Source organism: Bradyrhizobium sp. USDA 4486 (assembly GCF_054057995.1).
Genome location: NZ_JBSRZV010000001.1, coordinates 5,103,291 through 5,125,979 on the forward strand (window position 1 = coordinate 5,103,291; position 22,689 = coordinate 5,125,979).

At 57.4% G+C, this 22,689-nt stretch carries 16 protein-coding genes and 2 pseudogenes; 9 read left to right on the forward strand and 9 right to left on the reverse strand.

Annotation, left to right across the window (positions count from 1 at the left end; all coding sequences use genetic code 11):
• Window positions 1-1,165: 1,165 nt before the first annotated feature.
• From ACVWY3_RS24315 to ACVWY3_RS24330, 4 genes and pseudogenes are all read right to left on the reverse strand, one after another.
• Window positions 1,166-2,680 carry an ISNCY family transposase gene (locus ACVWY3_RS24315; protein ID WP_456840720.1) on the reverse strand — a complete coding sequence of 505 codons (1,515 nt, stop codon included), beginning with the start codon at window positions 2,678-2,680 and terminating at the stop codon, window positions 1,166-1,168.
• A 93-nt stretch (window positions 2,681-2,773) separates the two neighbouring features.
• Window positions 2,774-2,911 (reverse strand): annotated as a pseudogene (locus ACVWY3_RS24320) (hypothetical protein); the annotation flags it as partial.
• A gap of 205 nt (window positions 2,912-3,116) precedes the next feature.
• Window positions 3,117-3,415: pseudogene (locus ACVWY3_RS24325) on the reverse strand (integrase core domain-containing protein); the annotation flags it as partial.
• A gap of 361 nt (window positions 3,416-3,776) precedes the next feature.
• Window positions 3,777-5,024 (reverse strand): phospholipase effector Tle1 domain-containing protein, encoded by a 1,248-nt coding sequence (locus ACVWY3_RS24330; protein WP_456840721.1) that lies wholly within the window; start codon window positions 5,022-5,024, stop codon window positions 3,777-3,779.
• Window positions 5,025-5,967: 943 nt separating this feature from the next.
• Here ACVWY3_RS24330 and ACVWY3_RS24335 point away from each other — a divergent pair.
• A complete protein-coding gene (locus ACVWY3_RS24335) occupies window positions 5,968-6,255 on the forward strand; it encodes a DUF3892 domain-containing protein (protein WP_456840722.1) in 288 nt (95 codons plus the stop codon).
• 312 nt (window positions 6,256-6,567) lie between these two features.
• A complete protein-coding gene (locus ACVWY3_RS24340) occupies window positions 6,568-6,960 on the forward strand; it encodes an avidin/streptavidin family protein (RefSeq protein WP_456840723.1) in 393 nt (130 codons plus the stop codon).
• A 564-nt stretch (window positions 6,961-7,524) separates the two neighbouring features.
• On the opposite strand, the gene ACVWY3_RS24345 is transcribed toward ACVWY3_RS24340, so the two are convergent.
• Window positions 7,525-7,926: a hypothetical protein gene (locus ACVWY3_RS24345; RefSeq protein ID WP_456840724.1), complete on the reverse strand. Its 402-nt coding sequence runs from the start codon at window positions 7,924-7,926 to the stop codon at window positions 7,525-7,527.
• A 140-nt stretch (window positions 7,927-8,066) separates the two neighbouring features.
• Window positions 8,067-8,591: a S1/P1 nuclease gene (locus ACVWY3_RS24350; protein WP_456840725.1), complete on the reverse strand. Its 525-nt coding sequence runs from the start codon at window positions 8,589-8,591 to the stop codon at window positions 8,067-8,069.
• 1,501 nt (window positions 8,592-10,092) lie between these two features.
• Here ACVWY3_RS24350 and ACVWY3_RS24355 point away from each other — a divergent pair.
• The 3 genes from ACVWY3_RS24355 (at window position 10,093) to ACVWY3_RS24365 (ending at window position 13,599) form a co-directional block, all read left to right on the forward strand.
• Window positions 10,093-11,970, forward strand: a complete 1,878-nt coding sequence (locus tag ACVWY3_RS24355; protein WP_456840726.1) for a phospholipase D-like domain-containing protein — start codon at window positions 10,093-10,095, stop codon at window positions 11,968-11,970.
• Window positions 11,971-12,041: 71 nt separating this feature from the next.
• A complete protein-coding gene (locus ACVWY3_RS24360; RefSeq protein WP_456840727.1) occupies window positions 12,042-12,863 on the forward strand; it encodes a S1/P1 nuclease in 822 nt (273 codons plus the stop codon).
• Window positions 12,864-13,404: 541 nt separating this feature from the next.
• Window positions 13,405-13,599 (forward strand): DUF3072 domain-containing protein, encoded by a 195-nt coding sequence (locus ACVWY3_RS24365; RefSeq protein WP_456840728.1) that lies wholly within the window; start codon window positions 13,405-13,407, stop codon window positions 13,597-13,599.
• A gap of 780 nt (window positions 13,600-14,379) precedes the next feature.
• Here the strand turns inward: ACVWY3_RS24365 and nodU are convergent.
• Together nodU and ACVWY3_RS24375 are read right to left on the reverse strand one after the other, a co-directional pair.
• Window positions 14,380-16,041, reverse strand: coding sequence for a nodulation protein NodU (nodU, locus tag ACVWY3_RS24370; protein WP_456840729.1), 1,662 nt, complete (start codon window positions 16,039-16,041; stop codon window positions 14,380-14,382).
• Between the two features lie 693 nt (window positions 16,042-16,734).
• Window positions 16,735-16,908, reverse strand: a complete 174-nt coding sequence (locus ACVWY3_RS24375; protein ID WP_456840730.1) for a hypothetical protein — start codon at window positions 16,906-16,908, stop codon at window positions 16,735-16,737.
• 470 nt (window positions 16,909-17,378) lie between these two features.
• Here ACVWY3_RS24375 and ACVWY3_RS24380 point away from each other — a divergent pair, with 470 nt between their 5' ends.
• From ACVWY3_RS24380 to ACVWY3_RS24395, 4 genes are all read left to right on the forward strand, one after another.
• On the forward strand, window positions 17,379-18,959 hold the full coding sequence (locus tag ACVWY3_RS24380; RefSeq protein ID WP_456840731.1) for a hypothetical protein: 1,581 nt from the start codon (window positions 17,379-17,381) through the stop codon (window positions 18,957-18,959).
• Window positions 18,956-19,636 carry an HAD family hydrolase gene (locus tag ACVWY3_RS24385; RefSeq protein ID WP_456840732.1) on the forward strand — a complete coding sequence of 227 codons (681 nt, stop codon included), beginning with the start codon at window positions 18,956-18,958 and terminating at the stop codon, window positions 19,634-19,636. The genes ACVWY3_RS24380 and ACVWY3_RS24385 overlap by 4 nt, the downstream gene beginning before the upstream one ends.
• A gap of 3 nt (window positions 19,637-19,639) precedes the next feature.
• Window positions 19,640-20,542 carry an NAD(P)-dependent oxidoreductase gene (locus ACVWY3_RS24390; RefSeq protein ID WP_456840733.1) on the forward strand — a complete coding sequence of 301 codons (903 nt, stop codon included), beginning with the start codon at window positions 19,640-19,642 and terminating at the stop codon, window positions 20,540-20,542.
• Between the two features lie 193 nt (window positions 20,543-20,735).
• Window positions 20,736-21,053 (forward strand): nucleotidyl transferase AbiEii/AbiGii toxin family protein, encoded by a 318-nt coding sequence (locus ACVWY3_RS24395; protein WP_456840734.1) that lies wholly within the window; start codon window positions 20,736-20,738, stop codon window positions 21,051-21,053.
• Between the two features lie 187 nt (window positions 21,054-21,240).
• On the opposite strand, the gene ACVWY3_RS24400 is transcribed toward ACVWY3_RS24395, so the two are convergent.
• Entirely contained in the window at window positions 21,241-22,686 is a 1,446-nt protein-coding gene (locus ACVWY3_RS24400) for an NAD-dependent succinate-semialdehyde dehydrogenase (RefSeq protein ID WP_456840735.1), read from the reverse strand.
• Window positions 22,687-22,689: the final 3 nt, after the last annotated feature.

Here is a 22,689-nt window from a genome sequence, read left to right on the forward strand (position 1 = left end):
GCACTCGTTCTCAAGCTCGGAAAACATGAACTTGCCCTCCACATGTAAGCCGTTAAACATAGCTCTCGCATGGTGGTCATCCCGGGGGCAACTGACGATGCTGGTAGGTGACGACTCTTGACGGAGCCGGCTGCCTTTATCAAAAAGCTCTTGTGGCTGAACAGCCGTCCATAGAACCGTGCCGCGACCTCATTTACTCATGTTACTTATTTAGCCAGGTCACTGGCCATTTTATGGGCCGACTTAAAGCTGAGCCACAGCTCATGCCTGGCGGGTGTCACTTATTTTGAGGCAACCGATATCAACCGAATTCTAAGCCGAAACAGCTGTCTCGCCCTCGATCTTGGGTCTATTTGAGCGAGCGGTCGCCTACTGCGCCAGTGCTGCGGCGACAGCCGTCTTTGCAAGCTCGGCGAGGATGTGACGCAGTACCGCGCCAGTGACAACGCGTTCGATAGCGCGGAACAGGTCTCTTACCGCGATCGCGAGAAGATTAGCCACCCACCGGGTCGTTGTTTGAGCCGGCGCTCCAAGGCCAACTTCGGAAATCATCCTGAAGGGGGACAGATGAGGTAATGTGAGCTCACCTTCCCCTGCAGCAACTGAGACATTCAATTTGTGGGCGGCCGCAGCCAAGACGGGCACTGGCACTAAGCTCTCGCCTGCGAGACGCACAGTGCACTCAATATCCTTTGCGGAATTCGCGATTGAGATTGCCAGAACATCAGGCCTCTCCTTCAACAAGAAGGCCACGGACGCTTGAAATATTCCGCTGTTCGTGGAACCCCGACTAACAGAGAGCGGAGCGTTACGAGATCGACGTCAACACCGGATGAAAATTGGCAGACCTCCGCGGCTACCGCCGCTATCCCCATAGTCATGCTGTTGTAAACAAGCTTGAGCTTGTGATCTTGTCCGACATCCCCGACGTGAAGAACGGTCTCGCAAAATGTGGCAAGAATGCCCTCACCCGCAGGGAAAAGCTTTTCGCTCGATCTATAGCGCGACAATCTGGGTGGGAAACCGTATTGCCTCATGTACTGATGACTCCCGGGTGCGATCGGTTGCCTCATATTTTGCTCCTGGCTTGAGTTGAGGAGGAGGCCGGGTGCGGAGATGGCCGGGGTTTCGGAGCGCCCGGCCTCCTCCGCTGGTACCTCGCACGTCATTGGGGTGTTGTGACCTCGTACCCTGGCGGCATTTTCTCGCTAGGAGCGAACAGCAGCGCATTCGCTTGCTCGCTGCGCCAGGATTTCAGCCGACGTTGAAGGCTTCGAAGAAGCTTGTTCGGATAGGCTCCAGGATATTCCATCTGCAAGCGCGAGAGCAGTTCGCTGCCAGTCCGCCAAGGCTCAGCTTCAAACCATTTTCGCAAATCTGGCGTTGCTCGGATGAGCGGGTCGGGACGACGTCGGCCTCTTTTCGCCTTCACGAGTGGCCGATCCGTCGGTCGCATGGCTCCGTCCTTCCAGGCCGTGCGCAAGCTTGCCAGGAAGCGATCGATCGGTTGCGATGCCACAGCAGGATGGCCGATTGGTTGGGTATCAGCGAGGGCCGCGAGGCGCTCCTGCACGTCGCGGATGTCGCGCAACAACGCGACTGGATCGAGAGCGGCATAGATTTCTTGGAGATGATGGCGGACAGCGTCAGGCGTGCGGGCGTCCGCTGCCAGGCGCTGGTGTGGTGTAGCCGGCGCGCTGTATGTCTTGCGTACACGGGCACCGTCGCGCTGCTTGGCTATCAATTTGAACGAGGGTTGGAAGAAGTTCACGAACAGCCGCGCCGATCGATAGAGTTCAGCCAGCAGCTTGGCCGCTTCCAGGCCCTCGAACCGACGATAGCCGACTATCCTGCGCACGACGGCGCCGTTCTTCTGCTCGACGAACGCCTGGTCATTTTTTCGGTAGGGCCGGCAACGCGTGAAGACGATGTTGGCCGCCTCGCAGTAGGCTTTCAGCGTCTCGTTTATGAACACCGTATCATTGTCAGTATCGAAGCCGAGCAGCGCAAACGGCAATTGTTTGCGCAATTCCGTCAGCACCGTGCTCAACAGCGTTTGTTCGCGCACGATCAGAGGAGCGCACTCCGTCCAGCCGGTAGCAATGTCGGTGAGCACGAGGGTCTGGATGAAGCTGCCGCGCGCAGATGGACCGCTATGCGCGACAAGGTCGGCCTCGACGAATCCGGGCGCCGGATCATTCCAATCCGCCGACGTCCTTATTGGAACACTGCGACGCAACGAGTGCGTCGCGTGCCGCCGACGCTTGCGACCTAATCCTTCTCGGACCCCCACCAATGCGCGGTCGATCGTCGCAGCGCTCATTGCCAAAAGTTGGTCGCGGATCTCGGGGGTAAGGTCGAGATGGCCATGCCGTTCCATCGCCTCAATCAACGCAGGCATTAACGCCTTCAGCCGCTTCCCGCAGATCCGGTCTGACGCCTCCCAAAGGAGCACGAGCGCGTTGTGTTCTACCTCATTATACATTCGACGTCGCGCCCTTCGGCTTGGGCGCGCGTCTTCCTGACCTCGAAGTAGTCGCATCGCATGCTTGCGATGGAATCCGGTGATGTCGACGAACTCGTCCAATATCCGCGTCTTCTTCGCGCGATCCGAACGCATATAGCGCGCGCCTGCTGCCGCCGTCAGTTCCTTCCGCGTTGCCATGCTTAGCCACCCCATCTTCGCCCCCCCTCGCTCCCGATCCAAGGGAGCAATTTACGTGAGGCAACGGCTCAGCATCTGGTAACAATTAGGGCGAGGCAATGCGCACTGTCACCCTGATTGCCGCGCGGCACTCGATCCGACGATTGCATTGAGAAGGCCTAGCTCCGCGTGTTCAGGGCTCCGCGTTACTGGAGCATCGATAGAGCTTAGGCGGCGTCTTTGAGCCTGCTCAGCCAGTGCGGCCGTCGAAGCAGGGTAATCGCTCCTTGCCTGCGAGCTGCTGGGCTTTGCTCTGGCGACGCTGGCCTATGTCGTCATGTCGACTGTTCCGAAAAACAGCATCCCGAGCACCTACAAATGGCTATTGCTCGAGCAGACCTCGGGGGCGTGCGGTATGCGGGAATATTTGATTCGCGTGAGGCGAAAGATCGGCTCCGCGACGAATGAATCACTAATGAGGCCGTTGTGTCCCAAAGACACGAGGAAGCTGGGGCATAATGAGCAACACGACGACGTTGTTTAGTCCCAGCATTTTCTGGAGCAGATTGAGTTTCAATCGTTCTGGCTGGGAGTTCCCAGATTTGCAGATGTATTCGTAAGGCGTGAGGCCCTTCAGGGTCTTCAGCCCCGCGCGTAGTTGTAGGCGTCGATGAAGTCGGCAAGGTGAGCTTCGAGCTGATCGTGTCGATCGTAATGGTAGCGTTGGACGGTCGCTTCCTTGATCGTGCGGTTCATGCGCTCGACCACTCCACAAATTGCCCCGAGAAACAGCACCGCTATGGTCAAGGATAGAAGACGCGATTGACCGATGCGCCGTATATCGCGCGCATCGCGAGCGCCAGACATTGCGCGCCTCTTTGTCAGGCTTGAGCGATCGGGAATTGATGGATTCCGCCGTCAACCCCGGTGAGATCGACTATGTCGCCTCACACAGAGATCGAGTGGCGAGCTAAGTCGTCCCCGCCGAACGAATGCTTTGTGGGGCTGGACTATCGGACCCCGGCTGCGCTGTGACAGCAATTTTCCTTTATCTTTCACTTGGCCAGGGACGATCCCTAAGGCGTCTGCATTCGATCGCCATCAGGAAATGCAGGTAGCAGCCGCGCAGGAATCAAGTGGGCGAAGTACCACTCGCGGTAGCCCCCTGTTTCTCGTCGAGGCTGGTTGCGGCCGTTTCGCCGCCTCCGCTACTATCGACCTGGTAGTATGCCTTGGCCTGAAGATGGTTCTGCAAAGCGACGGGCCTGTACGGTGCGAAGCTCGTAAAATTGCGCACCGCCTTCATCGCTAGCCGCTCATAGACGGTAGGATGAAGTTGCGCCGTGTCGGGCACCTGTCGCACCGCCTTTGACCATTTGAGCGCGGTGCCACCCATACCCACCATGCATTCATCGTGCATCATGCCGTCCGCGGACGGATATAATCTTAACAAGTCCTTATCGACCGAGACGCGACCGGCCTCCGGGATCTTCTCGGTGATGAATTCCACCATCCAGGCAAGCGTGACATCTGACAGGCGAGATTCGTTCTCGGGATAGCTTCCACCGATGTCGGCGTGATTGCCGGCAAACCAGATCTGGTCGAACTGCTCGGGCTCACCCTGTCGGTCCGGCCACTTCACGGTACCGCTTCCACCCCAGGGAACCCGCTTGAAGTCCTTCCGGCCTTCATCGATTGATTGCAGATGCCGGGCATACTGGATGTCGGATGGAAAATGTCGATCGTAGGCCCAGTCTGGAAAGAAACGCTGCCAACCGATCGCGGCGACAGCGTCCCAAATTCCGATAAAGTAGGCGGAAGCCCCTGCACCACGTCCGACCTGTGAGCCGTAGGCATTGCGAAACTGCGCCGCTCGCCTGTCGGCTTCCGCGGCTGCCCTTGGCATTCCAAACCAATAGATCGAGGATACCGCCTCCTTGGCGACTTTCCTCAACGAAGCCGGATCAAGACTGATCGGCAGGCCGTTTCGCTCCTTCGTCGGAATACCGCAGAGCTCAAGCACGTGCGCGAGGCATCTCACGGTGTAGGCGCCGCGGCTGAAGCCGAACAAGTAGGTACGGTCTTCAGGCTCCCAGACGCCAATGATTGCGACGTAGCAATCTATGATCTTCTTCGTGATGCCGAACCCGAACATCTGCTGGACAGTCTCTTTGAACCTGCTCCAGGCGTTGGTGTGTCCAGGCACCGGCGTCCCAATACCGGGAATGTAGAGTGCCAATTGCCTCTTCGGGTCGATGATGGAATCCGGCCCGGTACGCGTTGCGCGGTAGAGCTTATAGACGTTCGTGCGGCTCTCGTCAGGCAGGAGACCGCCTTCGTTGCCTGTGCCGTCCGCGAAAACCAGGATGTTCTTAGCCATGTCGGTCTGCCTTTAGGTGACGAGAGGTTCTAGGGATGCATCAGCGACGATGATGCCGGTCGCTCCGGTGAAGATGGCGGCTACATCTCTGGCTTTTTGACGGTATGCGTCGTAGGTGCTTTGGCCGACGAGCGGGATCGCCTCTGCCAGGCTTATCACCTGCCCCTGCTTGGCGGCGTGACAATGTCTTGCCTCTTGAAGAGATAGGTTTGTCGCCGTAGTCGATACCCGCGAAAATAGCGCACACCATCGATAAACGGCGCGCGCACGCCGACATCGACCCGCTGGTTGGGCAAGAAGTTCGTCGCCAGCACGATTGGGGCGCCTACCGGATTGCGACCAGATCGAAGTTCTACGGCGAACTCTCCGGGCTTGACACATTGCTTCTGCGGATCGCTCGGCGTGATCTGAGGGGCGCCAGCGCCAGACGGCGCAGGGCTCTGTCCGTCACTCTGTGCCGGCTGAGCCTGCTGCCCTCGCGCGGGCGCAGAGAGAAACAGAACCGTTAGGGCCGCGACGCAAACAGCAAAGATGCGAGATTCAGCCATTTGTTTTCACCTGTAAGCAAAACATCGTCATATACCGGTGATCGTGGAAGCCGCGCAAGCCGCCGCACATTGCTGATCGCAGCAAGCAATTAGGGCGATGCTGCGTAATGCCAGTTCGATAACGATTCGCTGCGACCAGAAGAGATTTTCGCCGAATATCTGCATCACGTCGTGTTAGCAATGAAAATTGGATCACGCAGTCCTGAAAACATTGCGTGGCACACCAGCTGCCATCGTTCTCGGTATTGCCGCTGTCACCTGAATTGACGATCAAGGACGTGCGCGACGCAGTCGCAGGAGCTCCCGCACGCTAAGCCCCTCACTTAGCGACATAGGGCTTGATCGCGCCGATGGATGATATTCTCGCGGTCCAACACTTGGAAGGAGGTAAGATCATGGCCACTTACCGTATTGATTGTGTTCACAAGCCGAACCGCATGAGCCCGCATGAACACATCACTGAGGTGGGTGGACCCAAGCCCGAAGGAGGACGATGGCGGGACAAGGTGGAGAACGTCGTCCACTCTATCGAGAACAAGTACCATCGGTTCTATACGCAAAACGCCAATTCGACGGCCTGGGTTGCCGTGCGAAAAAGCCCCTCGGGACGGAAATTCATTCAGACTCATGCCGATGGGGTCTGGAATGACAATCTTCTCGCCCTCGACGAGTGCTCGGCCTAACTCAGCCGCAGTAGAGACACGCGATCGATGCCTTGAGGAGGAGTCCAGGCCAAAGTCGCTCTCCAACTCCCGATCACAAAGATTATTCGGCGCAAACGTCAAAGAGCCGAGTAGCGGGCTAAGCCATCGCCATAAAACATGTGGGAAGTAAGAGCGTGTAAGACTCAACTGAGCCCAACTGTGCGCCGCCATCCAGCGTAAGTTGGGGCATGCGCGCCGCATTCTGTTGCCGAATGCACGATATGAGCAGCGAACGTCATTTCAGGTTGTACGAGACTATCTGGTGTTGCAGGTCAGTTTTGGAGCTTCAATATGAAGAGACTTCTAGGACTTTTGCTGCTCGTTCAATCCGTGTTGCTTTCCGCCGAGGCCATGGCGCAGGGGCTTCCTGCCCCCTCTTACTGGAAAAATGAACGCGGCTCTGAACTGTTTGTTTGGTCTGCCAATGGCGGGGCACTACAAGGGACCTTCACAAACCATGCCCAAGGATTTGCCTGCCAAGGCATACCGTATCCTGCATCGGGATCGGTTAGTCCAACCGGCTTGTATTTTGTTGTCACTTTTGCCCAGTGCAATTCCTTCACTCGCTGGGTGGGTACAATCAAAGGATCTCAGATGCCAACATCTTGGACGCTGTTCTACGTTGACACCAAAGGGAAACCTAGCAAGCTGAAGGGTGCGGACATATTCACGCGCGTATGGTAGTTTCCCACCTTTAAGCAACGCAAGCGGACCGAGAGCTGAGCTTCCCTCAGAAGGTTCGCGCTCCGAAGCAGCGCGTCGGGCTCACTCGGACGCGTGGGCGCCAGTGTCCGCGCCGACACGTCAAACTTCGGTTTACTCTCATTTCGAAGAAGAGCTTGAGCAGAAGGTCGATCAGTACCGACGTATCAGAGCTTAACGATCGTATTCGGCGGTTCGAGTAGACCAGTTTTCCGATTGAAATTCGTCGCGTAAGGTCGCGCCCAAAACCCATCGTCGAGGGTCCACATACATTGGTCGGTGTCACGAAGGGCAGCAATCCTTATGGATCGCCGGGGCTATTAAGAGCTGGTGGCCCGCAACGTGCGAGAACCACCTGCCCCAGCCGGACACGATGTGGGACATTTCCAATGGCCGTGAACAGCGTATTGGGAGGGGCGAGGTCCTAGCTTTATTTCGGGGCAACTTATCGCGGACAAGTAAGCAGTCAACTTTGGGTAGAACACCGGATGGGATACGTTCTCCGCACTTTCAGTAAGTAGAAATCGGAGGCTATTGTTGTCTAGATCAGACGAGGGTCGCCGCGCCGAGAATAGCCTCAGCTTCCCCGACACTCTCGCGCACGGCAATCTTGTTTCTGGCGGGCACGCGGATGTTTTCAAATTCGACAGCAACGACGAGGACGGCGCTGCCGGCGTAACGGTCATCGACTCCGACCGAGGCAACGCCATCCTTGTTCACGTAGATGTCCTGGCCGTCCGGGGCATGGAAGGCCGCCAGCTTGATGTAGGTGCCGAACAGGCGGGCGATCGTAGGCAGGGTCCCACGCGCGAAGGTCCCGTTCGATGCGTAGTCGATGAAAACCGTGTCGGTGGGTTCGTCGGACAGCGACGCAGCCCGCAACTTGATGACCCTTTTTGGGTCGATCGCAATCAGGTTGCCGTGATAGTCAGTAACGTTGAGCAGCATCCTACCCTCCAAATCAAAAATGAGCGCCTGGACTGGGCTGTGCCCGCCCGGGCCACTGGCCCGGCCGTTTCAGGCTTCGGTTCATATCGTATTGCGGCACCGTGCTTGGTTGTCCCGGAAATGTTGCCTCGCAATCCTCGTTAGCTCTTGTCGCATTCGACGGGCAGCACGAAATTTCCGCCCTGATCATCCTTGTCGTTGTAGGCATCCCAACGATCCGTAGCGTGCAGGGGCTGATGCACGTCGCCCACAAAATGAACGATGAATTTCAGCGTCTGAAGCCGCTCGGCTGGGAGCTTCGAGCAGTCAGCGAGGATCGTGCGAAAGCGAACGACAAGCTCGACGACGCACTTTCCGTCCTTGCAGTCAGCGGCCGGATCATAGGTCGATCGATTATCAGGTATATCGACGAAATGCCAGTCAGCCGTGTCCTTGTGATCGGCGCGGTAGTCGTCTGCCCAACTAGCAATGGAAGCGAGGGATATGCTCGGCGGGTCAAGAGCCGGGACTTCCAGCGCGAGCAAGGTCTTGATCCTGGCGATCGTACCAACGTCGAGCCGTCGCTGCGCGATTTCGGCTACAATAGCATGCACTTCTTGTCCCCAGGGCCAAGCCTGCGAAACGGACGCAACGATTATCAGCCACGCGAGCCAGAGTGCTCTCACAGCCTTTTCTCCACACCCTTGGACTACGGCTACCATAAGTCGGGATTGGCCCTTATAGCAACTCCGGCCAAGCCGGTGGATTTTGTTTTTTTGTCGCTTTCGCTTTTTTGGCAGCCTTTACGACCTGCAATTCCTCGAGAGGGGCTCTCTTCAGGGCATAGGCCCCCTTCATCTGTGCGATTGCAGGCTGCGCTGGACGGGATCGCGAGGCCGTCGTCTCGCTCGGCTTCAGGGCCCTGGGATCGAGCTCATAGATGTGGGCGCGGAAGAGAGGAGCGCGTCCGGGGAGAAGCGAACTCGCCAAGGGTTGGACTGCGCCGAAACGAGATGAATACTTTCAGGCTGCAATTTAAGCGCGTTCCATATCTTAAGTACAGGGCGGCCAACTATGGGGATGAACGTCATCGCATCCATGTCTATCTCAGTTCTGGCTGGGCTCTTTCTCGCGACGCTGACGTGCAACGCGTGCACACGGGCCGAGCTCGTGGACAAGGCCGACGCTTATGACCAAGCAATCTGGGACTCCAGCAACAAGCAAATCCTACTCAATGCGGTGCGCGCGAGCCAATGGGCACCGATGTCGTTTGTCGGCTATGGCGACGTGCTCGCCAGCCCACATTTTTCTGAAATGCCGGGGGTACATTCAATTTCTCCCCGTCGGGCCCGAGCAACTATGCGCTCAATCCAACCGTCTCCTACGCGGGCGGCTTCTCGCAATGCACGATCAATAACCTCAATCATGAGAAATTCACGACAGCGATGCGAAAGCTGGTCGATTCCGAAGCTTGTCGAATATTTTCACGAGCTCAATTGGCCGATTGAGATGGTGCACCTGCTTCCAGATGCCGCCGACCGAGCGTGAACGGTTGATCCGCACCACGAAAGCCAAATGCAGCAGCGACACAGCTGGACGCAGGCGAGACGGGATTGCAGGGGGCGACGGCTGACCTTCGACGACGCCACTACCCTCAACTCGGCGCGTGTGTTCTGCACTATGAACAAGTTTCAATATACGCTGCGAATGCTGCGTCTCCTGAAGGAAAAGAATTATCCCGCTTCGGCCCCGAAGGCATCTTTATTCTCTTGGCGAGCTGATCGCAGCGCAAAACTACTCGGTCCAGCCATACCGGCCACAGCTCTTCATTGTGAGCGAGGGTAAGCACGCCTCGTCGACTTTTTGTCGTGCAGCGAGGCGTGTCCGCCGGCGCCGCTGTTCAGGTCAAGTTGAATGGCGAGGGATTCTATATACCAAGACCACAGCTGGGCACGGTCGAGCAAGCCCGATCGCTTCAGGTGCTGGATGTCGTATCACAAGCCATTGTGATGGCGACCTCGAAGGACAGCCTGCCCAAGACAATAGCGTCAGCCTGGTTGCCGTACGTTGGGCTTGCCTGCTGGAGAGGGAAGTCCCGTCGCCGCGAGCGAATAATTTTTGTGACACATCTTGCGATTGTCACATACTGCAGCAACAATTGGCTCGGCAAAGCAACGGGAGGGGCTGGTGGGTAGGATCACGCGTGCAGTCGCGTACTGCAATAATGAGGTCGCCTTCATCGCCTGGGACGTGGAAGAAATGATCCCCGGCTGTCTCGGCTTCGACATCGTCCGGGTCTATCCCGACACGGGCGAGCGGCGGGCCCTGTCTGCCTGGGTGCCCTTTGAGGGGCAGCACAACCATGGCTGGAAAGAGCAGGATACGGGCGTCTGGCCCGTTCAGAAGACCAACTGGCGCGATCTGACCTTGCGCCGCCGCCGGGATCGGGCCGAGCGCCGCCCGGACAACGTTAGGGTCAAATATGAGATCCGGCCGGTCGGCCGCATGGCCGACGGGCTGGAGCCGGTGCCGGCTCGACAGAAGAAGACCTATGACGGTCCGGTCATCCCGCTAGGCTATCTCGGCGACGCTGTGGAGACCAACACTATCCTCATCACCTCCGACTACGGGGATGTGAAGGCAGCCTTCAACAATGGCATTATTGCCGGACAGTGGCTGAGGCACGCCATTGAGGAAGAGAACAAGGACTTCAACAAGGATGTCCTGACCGCCGAGGTGGAGGATCAGCATAGTGCAATACGGGAATATCTGTCCGGCGATCTGATCTCGTTTCTCAAGAGCATGATCGACCGGGCTCTTGAGAGCGGCGGCAAGGTATTGCTCGCGCTCTATGAACTGGACGATCCCGAGCTGATCGACCTTCTGATCCGCAATAAGGCGATCGTGCGGATAATCCTCTCGAACTCGAGTGCAGATCGGGATACCGGGGAATGGGATAAGCGGAACGCTCCTGCGCGTGCCAAGCTCAAGGCCAACAAGGTGGAAGTGCAGAACCGCCTCTTCAACAATCGGCATATTGGCCACAACAAGTTCGCGATCTATCTCGACAGTCATGGTGACGCTCAGGCGGTTATGACCGGCAGTACCAACTGGACATCGCTCGGCCTCTGCGGCCAGACAAACAACTCCATTATCATCGAGAATGCCGACATCGCGGAGGGATACCGCGCCTATTGGCAACGATTACACGATGATGAGATCGATGACCCCGATCCACCCTCCGCGTCCGGTGGGAGCAATGTTCAGGGTGAAGAGCTGCGCACCGAAGATCAGAAGCCGGTCGCCGCCAACCTGACTTCGTCGCAGGCGCGTCTCTGGTTATCTCCGAATACAAAAGCGAAAACGCGGAACATCAAGAGGGCGCCGCCAGACCTCGATGAGCTGTTCAATCTGATGACGCATGCTGAGCAGGCCATCTTCTTTCTTGCCTTTCTGCCCTCGCGCGGTGGCCTCTACAGCATCATTGAGACCGCACGGCGCGCCGGCGAGACCAATCCCAATCTTCTGGTCGTCGGAGCCATCAGCGATCCCACCGCCATGCCCGGCTATCAGGCAAAGAAGGAGGAGGACGGCGAGGAGGAGGACGAAACCCCGGAGGAAGCCGCGGCGCGGAAGCCTTATGTCTATGACGAGCGCCACACGCATATCGTGCGCGCGAGCAATCTCGGCGCCGGAACGGCACTCGGAGATTTTGAGGCCGAGATCCTCAAGCTCGGCACTGCCATCGTCCACGACAAGGTCGTCGTCATCGACCCGCTCTCGGACAACTGCACCATTGTCACGGGAAGTCATAACCTTGGCTACAAGGCCTCCTACGAAAATGATGAAAACATGCTCATCATTAGGGGCGACAAGAAACTGGCGCAGGCCTATGCGGTGCACATTCTTGATGTGTACGATCACTACCGGTATCGCGCCTGGCAGGCGAAGAACAAGCTCGAGGGAAAGCCGGTCTTCCAGGGGCATATTGATTTGAATGATGACTGGCTTAAGCGGTACGTCGACGGTTCCAAGGGCGACATTACCCAGTACTTTCTGACGTGATTTTCCGGCGCAATAGATGCGTCGTTATCGGTTTTTCACTGCTGTCTGTTTTTCTCGAAAGGATTCGATCCATGCGAGTTGCCCTGAGCCTTACCGCTTTCGCCTGTGGCGCGCTCCTGAACTGCATTCAGACCGACAGTGCCCGCGCCTGGGGTGACGAGGGTCATCAAGTGGTCGCTCTGGTTGCCCAGTCTTTCCTGGAGCCTGACGTGCGAAAGCGCGTGAACGCATTGTTGGCCGCGGATACCGACTCGTTGACCGGCCATGACATTGCCTCGGCCGCGACATGGGCTGACAAGTACCGCGATGCCAATATTGACAATTCCCGCGAGCGCACGCGGCAATGGCATTTTGTCGACATTGAGGTCTCGGCGCCGAACCTCGATCAGGCATGCTTCAATCATCCCGCGCTGCCCAGCGGCAAGCCCGCATCAGATGGCGACAAGGATGACTGCGTTGTCGACAAGATTGAGCAATTTTCGGCGGAACTTGCCCACCCCTCGACCGATGCCGAGGAGCGCGTGGTGGCCCTGAAATTCCTGCTTCACTTTGTGGGCGATGTGCACCAACCGCTTCACAGCTCCGACGATCACGATCGTGGCGGCAACGACAAGCGCGTCTCGGCCGCCGGCCTGAGCGCCGGCAATCTGCATCACTTTTGGGACACCGAATTCGTGATCCAACTTGGTCCGGATGCGCGAACGATCGCCTCTGACCTGATTGGCCATATCACCAAGCAGCAGCAGACGCAGTGGCAGACCGGAGGGCCCGCCGACTGGGCGAAGGAAGCTTTTGCGATTTCGAAAGACGACGCTTATGGCGCCCTTCCCCTCCCCGAACCCGCGCGGAAGCTTTCGCCTGACCGACGATTACGTCACAACGGCGACAAATGATGCCGCCCTACAGCTGAGCAAGGCGGGGGTACGCCTCGCCATGATCCTGAATCAGGCACTTCGAAAACCGTAGCACGGCAACTCTCTGACTGCGCGCGAAGCCTCCCTGCATGATGCAGCACCGGCCTCATAGCACGCCGACGCGCCTGACTTCCCCAATGGTTTGAGAAATGGCGCGCCGTCGGTGCTGTCGGTGAAGGCCTTCAGCTCACTCATCACCATCTCCGACCACCAAGCACCTTGCCCTTGACCGGCCCCGCTGAAGCTTCTTCAAAGCGTCGCGCTGGGCGGAGAGACTTTCGATCTTGGAGTGCATGCGCTGAGCAGGGCTTTGGCTGATGAGGTGGCAATGCCGCGCGCTGGAGCAGAAGGATCTCCCTGCGCTGCCGGCCCACCTGCGCGTGCATGAGCTCGATTTCACTCCGGATGAAGTCAATGTTCGGCATTTCTCGCCTCTCAACCTCGAATGAGGCCACTAGAACAAAAACGGAACACACAATCAACTTAAACGTTGAGGGAGGCAAACTCTTAGGAGGTTCAAATGGCGGACAATACCCAAAAAGACCCCGAGGACTGGGTTTCCGGCGATGATCCAATGACCGGCGCCCAGCAGTCCTATCTGAGGACCCTCAGCGAGCAGGCGCATAAGCCCGACCCGACGGGCAAAACGCTCACCAAGGCCGAAGCGTCCGAGCTAATTGACCAACTTCGTGAAGAGGCCGGCCTGGAAAAGTAGCCGCACCGACCACAGACGGTGGGAATAGGTTGCGAATCCCTGCCTTGTGCTAGCCGGCCGGGACGGGACACGACCGATCCGGGTTCGTCCGGCCTGGCGGGAGTGATCGACATGCAGATGATGAGGAGGCGAGCCGGAGGGTCGAAGGTTGGGCGCGTAGTGTCCTCCAGGACGCGGGCGCTATTCGCGAGTGCGAAGACCATGACTGGATGAAAGATCGTGCCGATCCGCATGCGCGTGATCGCGCCCGTCGGATCGCGCGCGAAGAACCGGCCTTCGGCCTCTCGCCTGACGAGGCCATAGCTGCCATCGACGACATACTACGCCTCGATCGGTGATACTTGTCCGGAGTGCCCAACGGATCAAGGTTGAGATGCTTGATCTCAAGGACTGCTCAAATTGCTCATTTTGAGCAGCAATCTCCTCGACGCGCTGCCATCGTCGTCAATGGCGCTTCGGCCACTTCCCGCAGTGGCACAGACGACCCAATCTCGACCTCGCTTCAGCGTGCCTGCAATGCTCCTTGCGACACCTGAATAGCTGGCTGAGACGAAGGCCGGCCATGCGAGCTGCCTCGGAAACACTGGCACCGAGCTGCAGCGATGCTGCAACAAGCCGCTCCTTCTCATCTAGCGATCACCGCGCCGCCGCTTCTCGTAGGATTACCGCGGGGGCCTGCTATCGCGTTCGTCAAACTAGGTGGCCTTTCGCGGAGGTATATGACTCGGCGTACGGTCCCACTGCCCCGCGCTTAGAGAGAAAGATGCCGTTGACCAGCGCTCAGTCGCCGCCCTCGCGTCTCGTCCACAGCATGCCGTCGCACCACACGTGGTCAACGCGATTCCACTGGCAGGCAGATGCCGCATTCGGGAAAAAGCCGCGTCCATTGTGATTGGCGCTGGTGTTGCATAGTAGTGGAATGCCTGTGAGGCCTTCGTATTCGACGAGAAGTTCGGCGATCTTGTGCCGAGAGGTCCTGCAAATGGTCTGCAATCGCGCAGATCCGTCGAGATGCACAACAGCGGGGATCTTATCCCGCCATTCTGCTCGTGTTAGGTGCTCGAAAAGCATGTAAGGGTCTGGCGTTCCGGGACTAAAAATATCCGGCGCCCGATCCTCCAGGCATATTGGCGCTACAGGCCTGAAGTGCTCGCGAAGTTTGATGTCGTTGAGACGGTCCTTCATTTGCGGCGATGTCGCCGCGGCCAGTATGCTTCTGCTACCGAGAGCCCGAGGTCCAAGCTCCGCGCGGCCGGCAAGAAAAATGACGGGTTTGTTGCTGGCGAGAATGGTTGCAAGTTCACGCATGCTGCATGGTGAGCCGCCCCATCCGGGCGGCATGTCGCCTCGTTCCACGGCTGGACCACTATAGACGGACCATTCCAATGGTACAAAACCTTGGTCCGCCGCCAACGCGGAGCAAGCAGCACCTATTGCCGAGCCACTGTCATTCGGAAAGGGTGGCACCCAGATAGCATCGAACAAGCCGGCAGCTCGTAGTGCACTATTCCATTTTATGTTGAGACCGCAGCCACCGACTATGCACAGATTGCGCGCGGGAAACCTCGAATGTCTCTGTATAGCACTCGCCAGCTTGCTAACGAGCAGACGCTCTTGGAAGCAATGAAAGGATGCAAGCACATCTGCGGGAGCTTTGGCCTTTAACCGTAGCACACAGGCATCGAAGAACGCATGGACAGGCTCAAGCGCGGCGTCCTCGCTGCAACGACCGACTGGCTCCGTGAACATACTAAAGTGCTTTTCATAGAGCTCCTGAAACACCTCGACCATGCTTTCATCGGCCGAACCGAGCGCGATGTAGGCCATCAACTTGCCCGCAACACCGAGGTCCCACTTGATGCGGTTAGCCTGCTTGTATGGTCCGAAGTGATAGCCTGCGGCAGCATAAGCATGCCCGATCAGCGGAAAGAGGCACTCGACGAACCTGGCTGCGTGGCGTTCTACATAGTAGAGCCGTGGAAAGGAGGCGCCGTCCCAAACCAGACAGAACGCGGGTTGCCCGGCCTTGGCGAAAGGACTGGTACAAAAAGCGGAAGCTACGTGACCTGTGACATGCGGATAGCTTTTATAAGGGAAGGCGCTCCCCTTGAGCATCAGCCCAGCGCCGTCGTGCGCTATGAGGAGGCCGTCGGCATCGCCCTCAACATACGGTGCCCCTTTAAGGGTAATGGGTGCAGTCCCGCTGAGAACCTGAAATTGTGACTCACTCTCGCCCCACCATCCATCGATGACGAACCGGTCAACGTCCCGCGGATCCAAACCGTGTTCTGCCAAAGCGACAACAACCGCATCGAGATTGTGGAGTTTTTGGTATCGCGGATTATTGTCCCGCTTCTCCTGCTCCACACAAAAGACCAGCCTTCCGTCCTCGACAAGGGCGACTGCTCCGTCATGAGTCAGTTTGATACCGCAAATTCGCATACAGTCTCCGAACCTAATGTCAGATACACTCGATTTGAACGCTCTCCCCAACTGCTGCTCATGTCGCGAGACTCAGATGGGCTCCCATCTTTCACAATGCACGCTCTGGGCCAGTTCCAATCAGAGGAATCGCCGGCAATTGTCTGATTAAAGTCGAGATTGGAGGCTGCTTGACCGATTCGTGACACCGAACGTGTTCGGTTTCGGACCAAGCACTCGGGCCTACAGCAACAATTTCCATGCGCGCGACCCGGAGGCCTCCCGTATGCCTCTGCGAGGTCGAGCGAACGAGTGCAGCTAAACTCTCTGCCGGCTAAACGAGATCATGGCCGCGCTGCCACGAAATGGCTTACCGTGAAACGAACGCGCTTCGTAATTCAGTTAGCGCCTAGGCATTCGCGCTACCACGACATTAATGAATCCTGGCGACTGCGCATATCATAGGTGCGATGTGCCGAGGTTCCGGGAGTGTCGGCAACACCTATGCGCTAGTCTGCACCGCTTTGGGAGTGACGGCACTTTGAGAAAACAAACAGATGCTCCTTTTTAAGTGGTGTCTCGCTCAACGTCGCGAACAGCCCCTGATCGTTGCACCGTCGTCTGTGTTGCGTGAAGACACAGCGACGAGGATGCCATCGACGGCTAAGGCTCGGCAGTACAGGATCCGGGATCATGGCGGCTTGGTATATCCGCCTACCCACCTTTTATCTCAGCGTCGCCGATCGAGCCGCGTTTTGCCGTCACCTGAGTCACCTCGGGCTCGAAGGATTTCGCACACAAGATAATTTGGCCGCGCGCGCCGCGATAGAGCCGTTGAAGGTGACATATTGCAGTTTCTGACCACACTGTTTGAAGGCGCATCGTCATGCGTTTCTCCGCGCAAGCGAGACGATTCGATTCGTTCTGGCCAAGATTCATGGTCCTGATCAATCACCAGTGTTAGTGGTTGATCAGACGAGCGTCGAACGGCACTCTCTGGCTGCTTAGCGCTCCCTTTCTTAGGCTGGTCGTCTTTGGAGACCCGCTTTTGTGGCTGGACGCAAACAATAAAAGACAAGAGTGAAAGATCAGAAGGCTTTCGTCGACTTTAAGCCCCGTTCCTGCTCGCTCCGGTGTGGCGCGTTTCGCACATGGTCGTAGCATCCTGAACATCCGCGTGGGTGCTTAAACGACGCACAATATCCCCTCGATCGCTAGAAAGGCTTGTCTTCAACCCTCCTCGCTCCGGAAATGCCAGCTAGCATATGCAAAGGGCTGGTACGACGCTTGCTTAAGGATGAAGCGAAGTGCCATCGAGGCGCCCCGCCAGAGCGACTCCTTAACAAGTGGGTGACTATATGTCCGGTGTCGCCGGTGCGTTTTTCTGCGCCTCAAGCGCACCATCGCCGCGTGTCGTTGATCAGCTGACCAAAATGATCCCGACACTTGCACTCCGTGGGCAAGCGGGTCTCGTCGTCTCTGCTTTTATGCAAGAGCGTGGACTCCGACATGGAAGGGCCTTTCAATCAAACGATGGCTCGGTGCGCATTGACTTCATCGAACAGGATCCGTGCTTTCTGCCTCATGTTGCAATCGCGCAGATCCGTAGCAGATCCTGTGAAGCTGGGGGTGGCGACGACGTGCAGTCAATTCCTGGCCGCCATTTTGCCATCGCTTTGGACGGCGCCTTGGTGAACTCTCATGAACTCAGGAGCGAATTACTCGCTCGAGGCCAACTGATAGATACGAACACAGACGCCGAGCTCTTGCTGAGGTGGATTGAACACTCTTGCGAACGAGAATATTGGCGTCACGGCCGGCCCGCAAACTACGGAGCTATCTTTCGCGAGCTTGATAATCGTATCGATGGTGCCCTCAGTGCGCTTTTGCTAGATAAGGACGGAGATCTTGTTGCATACCGCAGTCGAAGCGGTTTGCGACCATTGGAGACTATGCGAGCAAGTAATGGCTTGTTGCTCTTTGCTTCTGAAAATTGTGCCTTCGCAGGCTTTGAAGGTGAGATCAGCCAGCTCTTGCCTGGGAGCATACAGCGCGTGGATGCTAAGACCGGCGCCATCGTTGACCATGCCCTGAACTGCCGAGGACATAAGGCCAAGCTCTGCGCGTACGAAGTTCTCTATCTGGGGAGTCCAAATACGTCGGTCGAGGGCCATTCACATCGCCAAACACGTTACAACATCGGGCTCTCTTTGGGAAAAATTGTTGCGGAGCGACTTCAAGCAGAGCCACTCTTGATGCCGCCAATCGTGTCCTCAATGCCAAATACTGGGGGCCCGTACGCCGATGGTCTATTTGACTCTCTCGCCGAACAGGGTGTGCTTGCCGAGCGTAGTGACGTAGTGGCAACGCAATTTCATGAGCGAACGCTCCTCGGCAGAACCAGCGCCCGGCAATCTCGCATTGCCCGGAAGTATCGAGTGTCGGAACCCGCCGTAGCTGAACGGACCGTAATAGTTGTCGACGAAGCCCTCATTCGAGGCGATACCAGCCAAGCCGTCACAACGATGCTCCTTGCCGCTGGAGCCAAAGACGTACATTGGGCGATAGGTTCTCCCCCTATAGTTGCGCCAAACTACTACGGCATGGGTATTGATACGCTAGATGAGCTCGCATTCTGGCAGGCATTGAAGCGGCTGCCGTCCGAATTGCGCGCCCAATGCCTTCGGTTCCACAGGATGGAGCCGCCAGCGCTCAGAATCGTTGAGAGCAACATTGCGACGGCGATCCAAGCAGCATCGATAACTTATTTGCCTTTCCGCGCCCTCGCATCTGTTTTGGCCAACAGGCTAGAGGGTATCGATCTGTCACCGTTCACGTTCGACATGCCGACCCCGGCTGGACGGCAGCGCGCGCGTAGACACTTGGAAGCGTTGCTGGCCGCTCTTCCCGTTAATACCCGTCTGAGGTCAGGATCATGAAACCCGCTCTCGTATTTGACTGGAACGGAACACTGCTCGATGACACATATGCGCTGCTCGAAACGACCAATGTCATTTTGGACCGCTTTGGTCGTCCGAGCATCGATATAAAGACCTTTCGGGATCGTTGTGATGTTCCCCTCTCTCGTCTCTACTTTAGCCTTGGAATGTCGCGCGAAGAGATTGAGGCAGTTGAGCGTGACGATGGCGCACTGTTTCACGACTTATACGAGCCTCTTGCGGACAAGGCCGATCTACGTGAGGGGGCGCGCAGAGTGCTCGAGATGGCGCGACGACAATCCGCTCCACTCATCATCCTCAGCAACCACATAGTCGCGCCTTTACAGTCCCAGCTGAGGAGGCTTGGAGTAGATCACTACATCACCGATGTGCTCGCTTTTGAAAGCCGCGCCACGCAATACAAATCGATGAGCAAAGGAGAGCGGCTTCGGCTTTATATGCAAAGGTACGACCTGAAGCCCGCCTCAACCTTCATCATCGGCGATATGCCCGTGGAGACTGATATTGCGCGTAATCTCGGTCTGACGAGCATATCCATTACCGGAGGATTTGTTTCGACCTCGCGCCTGCAAGCCGCGCGTCCAGATTACACGATCAACAACCATCACGAGCTGCTGCCTATCCTGCAAAGCCGTGGCTACTTTTCGGAATGCTAAGTCATGAGCAAGGGATCATCAGCGAGCGCGGCTCCCAGGCTGATCAAGCAGAGCGTAGGGCTTATCGGAGCGGGGCGCATGGGAACAGGTATAGGCATCAGCCTGCTGCGTCAGCAACGCGAACTCCACATCAAAGTCAACAAGAAGCGGTTCGGTGCTGATCGCCTGATAAGTGCAGGGGCCCGCGAACATACGTCGATCGCTGAGTTGGCGCATCATGTAAGTGTGGTGGTGTTGTCCTTACCGTCCAGCCGCGAAGTTGAGACGGTGTGCCTTGATGACGATGGACTATTTGCCCACATGTGCCGAGGAGGCTTGATAATTGATTGCACAACCTCGTATCCTGCCTCGACTATTGCATTGGCGAAAACGGCGCAAAGACGAGGTCTAAGCTTTATTGATGCTCCCGTAACACGAAGCCCCGAGCAAGCCGAGCTCGGCCTTCTCAATGCGATGGTTGGATCGGATAAAACACTCTTTCCCGTCGCTGAGCGCATTCTTGCTGCGTTTTGCGAGACCGTGATGCATGTTGGAGATGTCGGACACGGCCACAAGCTCAAGCTTGTTTACAACAGCATGACTATGGGCATAGCTGCGGTCGCCGCTGAGGTCTGCCAATTCGCGGATAGTCTTCAGATAGATCTTGTAACACTACGGTCTTTGGTCAGTCGGGGCGCTACGAACAGTGGAATATTCCAAGCCTTCGCCGCCTTTTTGTTGGGAGAGAAACCGGATGCACTGGCAATCTCGATTGCAAATGCTGCAAAGGACATCGAGTGTGCTGTGCGCCTAGCGCGCGAGAGTGCCGTTTCCGTGCCGGTCCTGGATGCTGCCGCGCAGGAACTCAATCTCTCAGTTGTCGCAGGCAAAGGTGAACTGACCCTACCACATTTGGCCCTATCGTAAACGCTTGGTATGGCTCCAAGCGGGTCATTTTTCCACGAGTCCGTGGGGCCCCTCGACTCCCTCGTCATCGAGAACGATGATTAGGACGAGACGGTCCGCATCTTCAAAGAAGTCAGCGGCGTTATCATATAAGGATGGGCGGAGTTCGATCCAAACAGCCTCAAGGTCAATCGCATTCGCGAGGAAACCGAGTATGGCGGACTGCGTGTCACCGCCCACGCATTGTTTCGCCAAGGCCCGCGATATGGCCTTTGATGATGCCGTCGAACCGGGTCTACTGGAAATGGACTTGTCAGATCTCCGCGATGTTCCTGCTCCGCATCTGCGCGCTTATCCGCGTGAGATGGTCATCGCCGAGAAATTCCACGCGATGGTCATGCTGGGCCGCGCCAATATTCGTGGTGCTCGCGGGCGATCATTGGCGCGGAGGTTTGAGGGCTTTGGCACACGCAGCTGTTATCCGTGCGCGCCGATCTGCCGGACAAAGTATCTTACTTCTGCTTCCGCCTGAATGAACAATAAGGTGTCAGTCCAGCAAAGAAAAAGAACCGCTGCCGGATTTCTCCGACAGCGGCTCAAGTCTGGGGAGAAGGCAGACGTACCGGTCTGCCAGCGGAGAAGGGAAAAAGCGCTTGAGGCGATCCGGCGGCACTGTCGAACAATCGTTCTGCTCCGGTTTGGCACCTGGTATTCCGGTTCTAGCTCGCCTGGCTCACAAATTTGGTGTTGAGATAGCCCTCGATTGCCTCGAGGCCACCTTCCGAGCCGAAGCCGGACTCCTTCGTTCCTCCGAAGGGCACTTCGGGAAGCCCAAGCCCATGATGATTGATCGATACCATCCCGCATTGGAGATCGGCCCCGATCGCGGCCATGGTTGCGGCGGATCGCGTGTAGGCATAGGCGGCGAGCCCGTAAGGCAGTCGATTGGCCTCCGTGACAACGTCGTCATAGGTTTTAAACCGCGCAATCGGGGCGACAGGGCCGAACGGCTCTTCATTCATGATGCGCGCTTGAGGTGGAACATCGGTCAGGACCGTCGGCTCGAAGAAGTACCCCCCATTGCCGATACGCTTGCCGCCGGTGCGCAACTGGGCGCCGCAATCGAGAGCGTCCGCGACAAAGCTCTCCATTGCGTCGACCCGCCGCGAATTGGCGAGCGGTCCCATGCGGCTATCTCTCTCTAGGCCATTGCCAACCTTGATGGCGCTGGCCTCGGCAACAAACCTCTTGACGAAATCTTCATAGACACTCTCATGCACCAGAAACCGCGTCGGCGAGACGCAGACTTGGCCGGCATTGCGGAACTTGTTCGCCGACAAGATTCTTGCGGCTTTCTCGACATCGGCATCTGGGAAAACGATGGCAGGCGCGTGCCCGCCGAGCTCCATGGTGGCGCGCTTCATATGGGCGCCGGCAAGGGCTGCGAGATGCTTTCCTACTACGGTCGAACCGGTGAAGGAGACTTTACGGACGATAGGATGGCGTATGAGATGATCTGAAACTTCGGATGGCAGCCCGAAGACGAGATTGATCACGCCCGCCGGCAAGCCCGCATCCGCGAAACTACGCACCAACTCCATGCAGCTCGCTGGCGTCTCTTCAGGTCCCTTGACGATGATGGAGCAGCCGGCTGCAAGGCTCGCCGAGATCTTCCGCACGGCTTGGTTGATCGGAAAATTCCAGGGCGTAAATGCCGCAACCGGCCCGACAGGCTCCTTGGTCACGAGCTGGGCAACATTGCCAAAGCGCGCCGGCACGATCCGCCCATAAGCGCGCCGCCCTTCTTCGGCGAGCCAGTCGATGATATCGGCAGCGAGGAGCGTTTCAGCACTCGACTCGCTCAGCGGCTTACCCTGTTCGAGGGTCATGATTGCAGCGATGTCGGCTGCGCGCGAGCGTATGAGCTCGGCGGCCTTGCGCATGGTCTTGTACCGGTCGAAGGCCGAAACCTTTCGCCAGATCTCGAAGCCGTCCGCGGCGGCCGCGAGGGCACGATCAAGATCACCGCGGGTGGCATAAGGCGTTTCGCCAATGGGCTGTCCGGGCGCGGGGTTGAGGATCTCTTCCGAGCGCTCTGCCTCCCCTTCCGTCCATTCCCCGGCAATGAACATCTTGATCTGGGGGTACACAGGTTGTGTCTGCATCGC

Excerpts from the sequence above, each read along its gene's own strand:
- ACVWY3_RS24380 (WP_456840731.1), top strand. The coding sequence starts at position 17,379 with ATGTCCGGTGTCGCCGGTGCGTTTTTCTGCGCCTCAAGCGCACCATCG.
- ACVWY3_RS24375 (WP_456840730.1), bottom strand. The coding sequence starts at position 16,908 with ATGACGATGCGCCTTCAAACAGTGTGGTCAGAAACTGCAATATGTCAC.
- ACVWY3_RS24345 (WP_456840724.1), bottom strand. The coding sequence starts at position 7,926 with ATGCTGCTCAACGTTACTGACTATCACGGCAACCTGATTGCGATCGAC.
- ACVWY3_RS24395 (WP_456840734.1), top strand. The coding sequence starts at position 20,736 with ATGGCGGACTGCGTGTCACCGCCCACGCATTGTTTCGCCAAGGCCCGC.
- ACVWY3_RS24315 (WP_456840720.1), bottom strand. The coding sequence starts at position 2,680 with ATGGGGTGGCTAAGCATGGCAACGCGGAAGGAACTGACGGCGGCAGCA.
- ACVWY3_RS24340 (WP_456840723.1), top strand. The coding sequence starts at position 6,568 with ATGAAGAGACTTCTAGGACTTTTGCTGCTCGTTCAATCCGTGTTGCTT.
- ACVWY3_RS24385 (WP_456840732.1), top strand. The coding sequence starts at position 18,956 with ATGAAACCCGCTCTCGTATTTGACTGGAACGGAACACTGCTCGATGAC.
- ACVWY3_RS24360 (WP_456840727.1), top strand. The coding sequence starts at position 12,042 with ATGCGAGTTGCCCTGAGCCTTACCGCTTTCGCCTGTGGCGCGCTCCTG.
- nodU (WP_456840729.1), bottom strand. The coding sequence starts at position 16,041 with ATGCGAATTTGCGGTATCAAACTGACTCATGACGGAGCAGTCGCCCTT.
- ACVWY3_RS24330 (WP_456840721.1), bottom strand. The coding sequence starts at position 5,024 with ATGGCTAAGAACATCCTGGTTTTCGCGGACGGCACAGGCAACGAAGGC.
- ACVWY3_RS24390 (WP_456840733.1), top strand. The coding sequence starts at position 19,640 with ATGAGCAAGGGATCATCAGCGAGCGCGGCTCCCAGGCTGATCAAGCAG.
- ACVWY3_RS24335 (WP_456840722.1), top strand. The coding sequence starts at position 5,968 with ATGGCCACTTACCGTATTGATTGTGTTCACAAGCCGAACCGCATGAGC.
- ACVWY3_RS24365 (WP_456840728.1), top strand. The coding sequence starts at position 13,405 with ATGGCGGACAATACCCAAAAAGACCCCGAGGACTGGGTTTCCGGCGAT.
- ACVWY3_RS24400 (WP_456840735.1), bottom strand. The coding sequence starts at position 22,686 with ATGCAGACACAACCTGTGTACCCCCAGATCAAGATGTTCATTGCCGGG.